At 74.9% G+C, this 10,758-nt stretch carries 9 protein-coding genes; 6 read left to right on the forward strand and 3 right to left on the reverse strand.

What is annotated here, in order from left to right; genetic code table 11:
* Positions 1–102: 102 nt before the first annotated feature.
* Complete coding sequence (locus tag CTKZ_RS16860; protein ID WP_124344031.1) at positions 103–540, reverse strand: STAS domain-containing protein; 438 nt, start codon at positions 538–540, stop codon at positions 103–105.
* Between the two features lie 89 nt (positions 541–629).
* On the opposite strand from CTKZ_RS16860, the gene CTKZ_RS16865 reads away from it, so the two are divergent.
* Positions 630–2,789 (forward strand): ATP-binding SpoIIE family protein phosphatase, encoded by a 2,160-nt coding sequence (locus CTKZ_RS16865; protein ID WP_124344038.1) that lies wholly within the window; start codon positions 630–632, stop codon positions 2,787–2,789.
* A 60-nt stretch (positions 2,790–2,849) separates the two neighbouring features.
* Here CTKZ_RS16865 and CTKZ_RS16870 read toward each other — a convergent pair whose 3' ends face one another.
* Complete coding sequence (locus tag CTKZ_RS16870; RefSeq protein WP_124344032.1) at positions 2,850–3,215, reverse strand: STAS domain-containing protein; 366 nt, start codon at positions 3,213–3,215, stop codon at positions 2,850–2,852.
* Positions 3,216–3,407: 192 nt separating this feature from the next.
* Between CTKZ_RS16870 and CTKZ_RS16875 the strand changes: the two genes are divergently transcribed.
* From CTKZ_RS16875 to CTKZ_RS16885, 3 genes are all read left to right on the forward strand, one after another.
* Positions 3,408–3,836 (forward strand): DUF3151 domain-containing protein, encoded by a 429-nt coding sequence (locus tag CTKZ_RS16875; protein WP_124344033.1) that lies wholly within the window; start codon positions 3,408–3,410, stop codon positions 3,834–3,836.
* Positions 3,837–4,017: 181 nt separating this feature from the next.
* Positions 4,018–5,304, forward strand: a complete 1,287-nt coding sequence (locus tag CTKZ_RS16880; RefSeq protein ID WP_124344034.1) for an adenylosuccinate synthase — start codon at positions 4,018–4,020, stop codon at positions 5,302–5,304.
* A 180-nt stretch (positions 5,305–5,484) separates the two neighbouring features.
* A complete protein-coding gene (locus tag CTKZ_RS16885) occupies positions 5,485–6,783 on the forward strand; it encodes a hypothetical protein (protein ID WP_124344035.1) in 1,299 nt (432 codons plus the stop codon).
* Positions 6,784–6,860: 77 nt separating this feature from the next.
* Here the strand turns inward: CTKZ_RS16885 and CTKZ_RS16890 are convergent, their stop codons facing one another.
* Positions 6,861–8,354: an MFS transporter gene (locus CTKZ_RS16890; RefSeq protein ID WP_235843532.1), complete on the reverse strand. Its 1,494-nt coding sequence runs from the start codon at positions 8,352–8,354 to the stop codon at positions 6,861–6,863.
* 77 nt (positions 8,355–8,431) lie between these two features.
* Here CTKZ_RS16890 and CTKZ_RS16895 point away from each other — a divergent pair, with 77 nt between their 5' ends.
* Positions 8,432–9,178 carry a winged helix-turn-helix domain-containing protein gene (locus CTKZ_RS16895; RefSeq protein ID WP_124344036.1) on the forward strand — a complete coding sequence of 249 codons (747 nt, stop codon included), beginning with the start codon at positions 8,432–8,434 and terminating at the stop codon, positions 9,176–9,178.
* A 229-nt stretch (positions 9,179–9,407) separates the two neighbouring features.
* Complete coding sequence (gene purD, locus CTKZ_RS16900; protein ID WP_124344037.1) at positions 9,408–10,703, forward strand: phosphoribosylamine--glycine ligase; 1,296 nt, start codon at positions 9,408–9,410, stop codon at positions 10,701–10,703.
* The last annotated feature ends 55 nt before the right edge of the window (positions 10,704–10,758 follow it).

Below are 10,758 nucleotides of genomic sequence, written 5' to 3' on the forward strand. Positions count from 1 at the left end.
CCGACGGGCCCCGACCACCGCGGTGGTCGGGGCCCGTCGTCATGTCCGGGCGTCCGGGCGAGTCGCGGGCGCATCGCCGTCGGCGACGCGCCGCGGGAGTCGTCAGGGGGTCGTCGGCCCGTTCGTCGCCGGGGCGTCGCCCACCGGCTGGAACGCCGAGTCGTCCGTGCCCTCGACCACGTCGAGCAGCTCGCCGATGCGCGTGACCTCGAGGAGGAAGCGCACGGTCGGCGGCACGCGCAGCAGGCGCACGCGGTGCTGGCTGCGGATCGACAGGCGCGCGAGGAACGCGACGCCCGACGAGTCCATGAACGTCACGTGGTGGGCGTCGACCTCGATCGGCAGACCCACCTGCTCGGCCTCGGCGGTCGCCTCCTGCAGCTCCGGTCCGAGGTCGGCGTCGACCTCGCCCGAGAGCACGATGCGCGTGCGGTCGGTGCCGACGATCACGTGGACCGCACCGGGTTCACCCACGACGCGACCGGCCACGTCGTCGGGCGTCGCCGACTCGTCCGGGTTGCTGCTGTTACCGTCGCGCACAGTGCTCCTTCTGGTGCCGGCCTCGAAGGCGCGCTGTCGACTGCCTCGACGACTCGCCCGTTCGGCACGCTAGACGATCGGAGGTGGTGGTGGTCAACTCCCACGCGGATCCGATGTCGGGTGGTCTGCCCGCCGCGACGCCGTCCGGGACCCCCGACCTGCACGCGCGCGCCCTCGCGGCCACGGTCGTGCCCATGGGGCTGTTCGAGTCCCGGGACGCGGTCCTCACCGCCGTGTGGGTCAACGAGGCGTTCGAGCGGGCCGTCGGGTACGGCCTCGAGGGTGCGCACGAGCGTGAGCCCGCGATCCGTGCGGAGCTCGAGCGGGACCCGGTGCGGGCCATGCAGCTCGCCGAGGCGCTCCTCGCGGCGCGGCCGTTCACCCCGACGTTCACGCTCGGTCGCGCCGACGGGTCGCGGTTCGTGTGCCAGGTGCACCTGTCGCCGGTCCCGTCGGACGACGCGCACGACACGCCGCGGTACTGGGTCGCGGCGTTCCAGGACATGACCGAGCAGCTGTCGCACGACGCCGAGCAGGCCGCGCTCGTCGAGGCCGAGCGCCGCGAGCGGCGCAGCCTCGGCCTCATCGCCCAGGTCTCCGACCTGCTGATGGACGTCGACGACCCGCACGCGCTGCGCGAGATCGCGATGGTCCTGCGGCACGCCGTCGTCGGCTGGGCCGGCTTCTTCCTCAACGACCGCGGTCTGCGGGCCGCCGACGGCATCGACGGCGGGCCCGGCCGGGGGCACCGCGGCGACGCGTTCCGCACGGCCACGCGCGGTCCGCGCCCCGACGCCCCGGACGTCGTGCAGCTCCTGCTCGACGGCGAGCGCGACCGGCCCGTCGACCTCGCGCTCGACGCGGTGTACGCGTGCGGGAGCGCCTCGGAGTGGCTCGCGCAGCACGTCAGCGCCCAGGCCCAGCACCCCACGGACGGGCAGCCCGCACCGTCGGGCGGCCGGGCCGTCGTCTTCCCCGTGCCGGGCCGCCGACGCGTGCTCGGGCTCATGGCGGTCGTCCCGCGTGACGAGGGCGGCCTGCGCGCGATCGAGCCGGCGGCGATGACGATCCTCGAGCTCACCGCACGCCGCGTCGGCCTCGTGCTCGACAACGCCCGCCTGTACGACCGCGAGCACCGCCTGGCGGAGACGCTGCAGCGGGCGATGCTGCCCGAGCAGGCCGAGGTCGACGGGCTCGACGTGTGGACCTACTACGCGCCGAACTCGGAGAACGTGCAGGTCGGCGGCGACTGGTACGACGTGCTGCAGATCTCCCCGGACGTCGCGGGCGTCGTCATCGGCGACGTCGTGGGGCACGACGTCGAGGCGGCCGCCGCGATGGGCCAGCTGCGCTCGGTCGTGCGCTCCTACACGTTCGACATCACGACGCCCGGCCCGGTGCTCGAGCGCGTCGACCAGCTCGTCACGGGCATGCGGATCCCGCGCTCGGCCGGTCTGGTCCTGTCGACGCTGACCCGCCGCGAGCAGGGCTGGCGGCTCGAGTGGTCGCGCGCCGGCCACCTGCCCGTGCTGCACGTCCGCGACGGCGTCGCGACCGAGCTGCGCGACGCGGGCGGTGCGCTCATCGGGTTCGGCAACGGCGTCCGGAGCACGAGCACGCTCGACCTCGTCGAGGGCGACGTCCTCGTCTACTACACCGACGGCCTCATCGAGCGGCGTGACCGCGGGCTCCGGGAGGGCCTCGCGGCGCTCGCGGGGGTCGCGTCGCGCATCACGGCGCGGGACGCGGCGGGCATCGGCGAGGAGCTGCTGTCCCGGCTCGCGGACCACCCCGAGGACGACGTCGCAGTCGTCGTCGTGCGCGTCCCCGACCCGCGCGACCACCTCGAGCGTGCGCGCAGCCCGCGGAGGCGCCGCTGGTCGCTGCCGAACGAGCCGTCGTCGATCGGACGGGCCCGGCACGCCGTCGTGCGCACCTGCCAGGCGTGGGAGATCCCCGACGCCGCGAACGCCGAGCTGGTCGTGTCCGAGCTCGTCGCGAACGCCGTGCTGCACGGGTTCGGCCACGTGTCGCTGCAGCTCTACGACACGGGCGACGGCCTGCGCATCGAGGTCGAGGACGGCAACCCGGCACCGCCGGTGTCGACGGACGGGCACCCGGGGCGCGTCGGCGGGTTCGGCATGCAGATCGTCGAGCGGCTCGCGGACTGGGGCTGGCGTCAGTCGCGCGGCGGCAAGCTGGTGTGGGCGAAGGTCCGGCCGGGGAGCCTGCCGGAGACGGGTCGCTGAGGCGTCGTCGCGCGGTCACGCCGGCAGGTCGCCGAGCAGTCAGCGCGGTTCGCCGAGCAGTCAGTGCGCGGGTGCGCCGTCCGGCTGCACGACGTCCTGCTCGGTGCCGTGCGCGCAGCGGTGGTCCGGGTCGATGCGGAACAGCTCGGTCGCGCCGCAGATCTCGATGACGAACAGCTCGCGCGAGTCGGCCCCGCGCAGGACGGTCGCCCCGCCGCGCTTGCGGCTCGCGTCGGCCAGCGAGATGAGGAACGCGGCCCCCGTCGAGTCCATGAACGTCACGCCGCACATGTCGATCACGAGCAGCTGACGGCGGAGCCCGACGACACGGGCGGCCACCTCGGGGAACTGGTCGCGTTCCGCGAGGTCGAGGTCGCCGGTGATGACGAGCGTGGTCGTCGTCGACGACGTGGAGATCTCGATCATGGACATCCACCGGGTTCGGGGGGTCACCCAGCTCCTGCGGGGCGCCGGGAAGGGGTCCGGCGGATCGACTGTAGTTGCGCTCCCACGCCCGCGCATCCGCGGAACCTGGACGGGCGCCCGGATCGCCTGCTGTGCGCGCAGATGTCCCCCGGACGGACCACGCGGGCGGCCGGTCGGGGAGAGACTGGGCCCATGAGCCACGAGAACCTCCTCGACGGACCCGCCCCGACGCACCTGCCCGCCGACGGCCCCGACGGGGACGCGCGGGCCGCCCTCGCGGCGGGCTCGTCGCCGCGCGACGTCGTCCCGGTCGCGCCGGCGTCGTCGCTCGTGTGGGCGCTGCTCGCGGAGCGGGCGCTCGCCGACGAGGGCGACCCCGTCGCCGCCTACGCGTACGCGCGGACCGGCTACCACCGCGGCCTCGACGCGCTGCGGCGCGCGGGCTGGCGCGGCCGCGGTCCGGTGCCCGTCGACCACGCCCCGAACCAGGGGTTCCTGCGCGCGCTGCTCGCGCTCGCCGAGGCGGCCGAGGCGATCGGCGAGACCGAGGAGTCGCAGCGCTGCGAGCAGTTCCTGGTCGACTCGGGCACGTCGGCCGAGGAGGTCGCCGGGCTGCGCTGAGCCGCCCGCGGGCAGGGTCGGGACGGGGGCCCGGCCATGACCGTTCCTTGACCGTCCGGTACCCTCTCGGAGGTACCGGGTCACTGCCGCCCGTGCCCGGGTCCACGTGCAAGCGCCGCGCCTCCTCGGTTCGGTCTCCGCCGTGCGTCCCCGCATCGCAGGCAGGTAGGAGTGGTGACAGATGCCTGCAGTGGTGGTGCTCGGCGCCCAGTGGGGCGACGAGGGCAAGGGCAAGGCGACCGACCAGCTCGGCTCGCGCATCGACTACGTGGTGAAGTTCAACGGCGGCAACAACGCCGGTCACACGGTCGTCGTCGGGGGCGAGAAGTACGCGCTGCACCTGCTGCCCTCCGGCATCCTGTCGCCCGGCGTCGTCCCCGTCATCGGCAACGGCGTCGTCATCGACCTCGAGGTGCTGTTCCAGGAGATCGAGGCCCTCGAGGCCCGCGGCGTCGACACCTCGCGCCTGCTCGTCTCGTCGGCCGCGCACGTCATCGCGCCGTACAACCGCACGCTCGACAAGGTCACCGAGCGCTTCCTCGGCTCGCGCCGCATCGGCACCACGGGCCGCGGCATCGGACCCACCTACGCGGACAAGATCAACCGCGTCGGCGTCCGCGTGCAGGACCTCTTCGACGAGAAGATCCTGCGGCAGAAGGTCGAGGGTGCTCTCGACCAGAAGAACCACCTGCTCGTGAAGGTCTACAACCGCCGCGCGATCACGGTCGACGAGACCGTCGAGGACCTGCTGCGCTTCGCCGACCGCGTCCGCCCGTTCGTCGCGGACACGCCGCTCGTGCTGAACCAGGCGCTCGACGCGGGCAAGACGCTCGTGTTCGAGGCCGGCCAGGCCACGATGCTCGACATCGACCACGGCACCTACCCGTTCGTGACGTCGTCGTCGGCGACCGCGGGCGGTGCGTGCACCGGCTCGGGCGTCGGCCCGACCCGCATCGACCGCGTCGTCGCCGTCGCGAAGGCCTACACGACGCGCGTCGGCGAGGGCCCGTTCCCGACCGAGCTGCTCGACGACGACGGCGAGTGGCTGCGCCAGACCGGCGGCGAGTTCGGCACGACGACGGGCCGCCCGCGGCGCACCGGCTGGTACGACGCGGTCGTCGTCCGGTACGCGGCGCGCGTCAACGGCCTCACCGACCTGGTGCTCACCAAGCTCGACGTCCTCACCGGCAAGGACCGCATCCCGGTCGCCGTCGCGTACGACGTGGACGGCACCCGCCACGACGAGATGCCCGCAGACCAGTCGGACTTCCACCACGCGAAGCCCGTCTACGAGTACCTCGACGGCTGGACCGAGGACATCACCGGCGCGCGCGAGTTCGACGACCTGCCCGTCGCGGCGCAGCGCTACGTCGAGCGGCTGGAGGAGATCAGCGGCACCCGCATCTCGTCCATCGGCGTCGGCCCGGGCCGCGAGGCGACGATCATCCGCCACGACCTCCTGGCCTGACCGCTCACCCGGGAGCTCGCGGAGGCTGCCGGCCGTTCGACCCGAACGAGTGATCGCGCCGACCGCCATCGTCTGAACGGGTGAATCTGGACGCACGTCCAGTTGGCGACATGCGGTGTCGCGACGGGCGGTGACCCGGCAGCCGCGGCGGCGGTGCACCGGCTGGCATACTCCGCGGCCGTGACTGCCGCCGCCTGGGACACCCCCGCCGCGTACGTGATGCTCGGCGCGCTCGTGATCGCCGCCATCGGACTCCTCGTCCTCGGCGTCGCGAGCACGCCCGCGCACCGCCTGCTCGGTCTGTGGGCCGACGGGCCGTGGTGGTTCTCCCCGCGCGGCGGCAAGACGCAGGGCCTCGTGGTCGCGTACCTCGGCGTGATCGTCGCGCTCGCCGCGCTGGCCTTCGTCGTCGCCGACGCGTACGCACCCGCACGGATCGCCTGGACCGCGTGCTGGAGCACCGCCGCGGTCGTCTTCGCCCTCACCGTCACACGGGTGGGCAAGCTCGTCCTGCGGGTCGCGACCGGTGGCCTGTTCGTCCTCGCCGACCCGCTGCCGGGGGACTACGTCGAGGCCGACGACGCGCTCGACGACGTCGACCTGCGCGCCGCCCGCGACGCCGCGGCCACCGGCAACTGGAGGCCCGCCGCGCACCTGCTCGCGGCGACGCTCGACCCGGACACCCGCCACGACCGGGTCCGCGAGCTCGCCGCCCTCGCGGCGCGTCGCGGGCGGTGGCTCGACACGTGGCTCCAGGAGGAGCCGTCGAACCCGCACGCGCTCGCCTGCCGGGTGGCGGCGGGTGTCGAGCGGGCGTGGATGCTGCGCGGGTCGGACTTCCAGGCGCAGAACGTCCCCGACTTCCTCGCGGTGCTCGAGGACACGGACGCCGACGCCGACACCGCCCTGCACGTGAGCCCCGACGACGCGTCGGTCCTCGCGTCGCGCCTGACCGTCGCTCGCGGGCTCCAGCTCGGCGTCGTGGAGCACGAGCGCCGCCTCGCGCAGCTCCTCGCCGTCGCGCCGCACCACCGCGGCGGGCTGCTCGAGGCGCTCCAGTTCAAGGCCGCGAAGTGGTTCGGCTCGTCCGAGGAGATGCTGCGGTTCGCCCGCACCGAGGCCGCCGCGTCGCCCGCGGGCCACGCGAGCAACCTGCTGGTCGTCGTCGCCCTGCTGGAGGAGGGCTGGGCCCGCGGCGACAGCCAGCGCTTCCTGCAGGGCCGGGAGGTGCGTGCGGAGATCCTCGCCGCCGCGACCCGGTGGTCCGAGGGCGGACCGTCGCCGGTCGGCCGTGCCTGGGGTCACAACCTGCTCGCCTACGCCTGCTGGTTCGCGGACCTGCCCCAGGAGGCCGTGCCGCACCTCGCCGAGACCCACCGCCACCTGGCGACGTGGCCCTGGCACGACGACCCGCGCGAGGCGCACGCGCAGGTCCGGGCCTGGGCACGTGAGCGCGTCGGCGCGTCGGCCCTCGACTGACGGTCCCGCCGACCCACGGAGCGCGCCGACGGCACCCGCCCCTTCCCGTGGCCGGGTGCCGTCGGTGCCCTCGCCGGTCAGGCGGTGGCCTCCGCGAGGGGTCGGGTGACGGGCCGGGCATCCGCACGGACCGGCTCGTCGGGGGTGCGGGCCGTCGTGACGGTCTCGTCGAGCACGCCTTGCGCGGCGGTGGGTCGGACGTCGCCGCCCGTCGTCGCGTGGGTGTCGGCGTCGTCGGACGGGGTGCCGTCGTCGTGCGGGGTCTCGTCGTCGGTGCGGGGCTCGGCGGCGAGGACGGCGGCCTCGGCCTCGTCGACCAGGCGCTGGCGGACGACGGCCATCGAGCCGAGGGTCGCGAGGACCGCGAGCGCGGTGCCGCCGACGAACACGGCTTCGAGGCCCCAGGTCTCGGCGACGAACCCGGCGAGCAGCGCGCCGACCGGCATCAGGCCGTAGCCGAGCGTCCGGCCGGCGCCGCCGACGCGGCCGAGCATGGTCGCGGGGACGATGCGCTGGCGCATCGACATCGAGATGACGTTGCCGATCGTGTTGGTGAAGCCGAGCAGGAACAGCGTCACGGCGACGGCGCCGACGCTGCGCACGAGGACGGGGACGACCAGCAGCAGGCTGTTCGCGAGCCAGCAGCCGAGCATGAGGCGGACCTCGCCGACGCGCCGCGTGAGGGCCTCGGCGACGAAGGACCCGCCGACCGCGCCGACGGCGAGCGTGGCCGCGAGCAGCGTGTAGTGCTCGGCGCGCATCCCGAGCTCGGATCCGGGACCGACCGCCCAGAGGACGAAGACCGCGAAGTAGCCGGTGCTGGCCATGTTCATGAGCGAGCCCGAGAGCAGGAGCGGGCCGAGGACGCGGTGCTTGGCGAGGAACGTGACGCCCTCGACGACCTCCCGGCCGGCGCGCTTCCGCTCGGTGCGCTCGTGGCGGTACCGGCCGGGGATGCCGCGCCACAGGAGCACGGCTGCCGCGACGGCGAGCGCGGCGGGGACGCCGAACACCCAGCCGGTGCCGAGCGTGAGGACGGCACCGGCGATCGGGGCGCCGACGAACGAGTTGGTGACGGTCTGGACGGCGAGCGTGCGGCCGTTGGCGGCGCCGAGCCGCGACCGGGGCACGAGGTCGGGGACGAGTGCGCCTGCGGCGAGGTCGGCGAACACCTCGGTCGCGCCGTAGACGAGCGCGATGACGACGAGCGCGGCCATCGTCAGCCGGTCGGTGGCGATGAGTCCGACGGCGGAGGCGAGGACGGCGGCGCGGACGGCCATCGCGACGATCTGCACGACGCGCCGGTCCTGCCGGTCGACGAGCACCCCGGCGACGAGCCCGAGCAGCAGCCAGGGGAGCCAGGCGGCGGCGGTGATGAGGGCGATCTGCCCGGGCGAGCGGGTGAGCGTGAGGGCGACGAGCGGGACGCCCATGCCCAGGACGCCGTCGGCGAGGTTCGCGGCGCCCGTGGCGCCGAGGGCGGCGGTGAACCGGCGACCGAGCGGCTCCGCGGGCGGCACGGCAGGCGGCTCGACGGGTGCGGCTGCGGCGGGGGAGTGCTGCGTGCTCATCGTGCGCCCCTAGGATTGAAGAGGACGTTCTGCAAAGGGTTCTTTGCAGAGAAGACTTTGCAAAGGTATCTCTGCACATGGCCGAGCGCAAGACCCCCCACGACACCGCGGGCACGCGCGCGCTCGCTGACGACCTGGCGGCGACGCCGTCGACCGCAGCCGCACCGCCCGCGGCCGCACCGCCGACCGCCGCGCCGCCTGCCCCTGCGGTCGGCGAGGCCTCCGACCGGCTGGCGCTCTTCGCCGAGCGACCCATCTCGCCCGAGGCGCTCAAGGCGCTCGCGCACCCCCTGCGCATCGCGATGTACAACCTGCTCGGCGAGATCGGGCCGTCCACCGCGAGCCGGCTCGGCCGCCTGCTGGGGGAGAGCAGCGGCCAGACGAGCTACCACCTGCGCCAGCTCGAGCGGTTCGGGTTCGTCGAGGACGACCCCGCGCACACCGGCGGCCGCGAGCGGTGGTGGAAGCCCGTCGGCTTCAGCATCGACGGCCACGCGATGCTCGAGGACCCGGCGACCGCACCGGCCGCGCGCATGATGCTGCAGGCCGTCGTCGCCGACCGCGCCGACGTCCTGACCCGGTGGATGTCCTCCCCGCACGAGCCCGAGTGGGACGACGCGCAGATCAACGACCGCATCACCACCGACTTCACGCCCGCCGAGGCGCACGACGTCATCGCCGCCGTGCAGCGCGTGCTCGAGCAGCACATCGACGCGGCCAAGGCACGCAAGGAGGCCGGCGAGACCGAGGGCCGTCGCCGCTACCGGATCTACCTCGACGGCCTCCCGCTCCCCGCCGACGACCCCGCCCGGCCTGCGCCCTGACCCGCAGCACGTCGTCACCCACCGGACCGCCGGGCCAGGTGGCCCGCCTTCATACCGACACGGGTGCCGTTCCGAGCGTGCGAACGGCACCCATGTCGGTATCGAGCCCGCGGGGGTCCCGGGGGGCAGGCGGGCGAGACGGGCGTCCGGTTCCGGCCGCGCGCGGGTCGGCGACCGGTCGTCGGACGGGCGGTCGGCACGGGCGGGCGGCTCGGTAGGCTCGGCGCCCGTGAAGATCCTCGTCGTCGGCACCGGTGCCCGTGAGCACGCCCTCGTCCGTGCGCTGTCCCTCGACCCGGCCGTGACGGCGCTGCACGCCGCGCCGGGCAACCCCGGCATCGGTGCGCTCGCCACGCTGCACGCGGTCGACCAGCTGGACGGCGCGGCGGTCGCGGCGCTCGCGACGGAGCTCGGGGCGGACCTGGTCGTCGTCGGCCCGGAGGCCCCGCTCGTGGCGGGCGTGGCCGACGCCGTCCGCGCGGCCGGGATCCCCGTGTTCGGCCCGTCGGCCGACGCCGCCCGGCTGGAGGGGTCGAAGGCGTTCGCGAAGGAGGTCATGGCCGCCGCGGGCGTGCCGACCGCCGAGCCGCGCGTCGCGTCGACGGTCGACGAGGTCGCCGCGGCGCTCGACGCGTTCGGTGCGCCGTACGTCGTCAAGGAGGACGGGCTCGCCGCGGGCAAGGGCGTCGTCGTCACCGACGACCGCGCGGTCGCGCTCGAGCACGGGCGCGCGTGCGTCGAGAAGGAGGGCGGCCGGGTCGTCGTCGAGGAGTACCTCGACGGGCCCGAGGTGTCGCTGTTCGTGCTGTCCGACGGTGCGTCCGTCGTCCCGCTGGTCCCCGCGCAGGACTTCAAGCGCGCGCTCGACGGCGACGCCGGTCCGAACACGGGTGGCATGGGCGCCTACTCGCCGCTGCCGTGGGTGCCCGAGGGCCTGGTCGACGAGGTCCTCGACCTCGTCGCCCGCCCGACGGTCGACGAGATGGCCCGCCGCGGCACGCCGTTCGTCGGCGTCCTCTACTGCGGCCTCGCGCTCACCTCGAAGGGCACGCGTGTCGTCGAGTTCAACGCGCGCTTCGGCGACCCGGAGACGCAGGTCGTCCTGCCGCGGCTCGCGACGCCGCTGGCGGGCGTGCTGCTCGCGGCGGCGACGGGCACCCTCGCGGACCTGCCCCCGCTGGAGTGGCGCGACGAGGCGGCGGTGACGGTCGTCGTCGCGTCGCACGGCTACCCGGGCACGGTCCGCGGCGGCGACCCGATCATCGGGATCGAGGACGCCGAGTCGCTCCCCGGCGTGCACGTCCTGCACGCGGGCACCGCGCTGCGGCAGAACCCCGCAGGCGACGACGACTCCCAGGTCGACGGCGCGCACCTCGTGTCGAACGGCGGCCGCGTGCTGTCGGTCGTGGGCGTCGGCGCCGACCTGGCCGCGGCGCGCGAGGCGGCCTACGCGGGCGTCGAGCAGATCGAGCTGGCCGGCTCGCACCACCGCACCGACATCGCCGCGGCGGCCGCGGCGCTCTGACCCGACGTCCGCGGACGCCGCCGCGTCGCGGCCGCGACGCGGCCACCCGAGCGCG

The organism is Cellulomonas algicola, from assembly GCF_003851725.1.
GTDB classification, from domain to species: domain Bacteria; phylum Actinomycetota; class Actinomycetes; order Actinomycetales; family Cellulomonadaceae; genus Cellulomonas; species Cellulomonas algicola.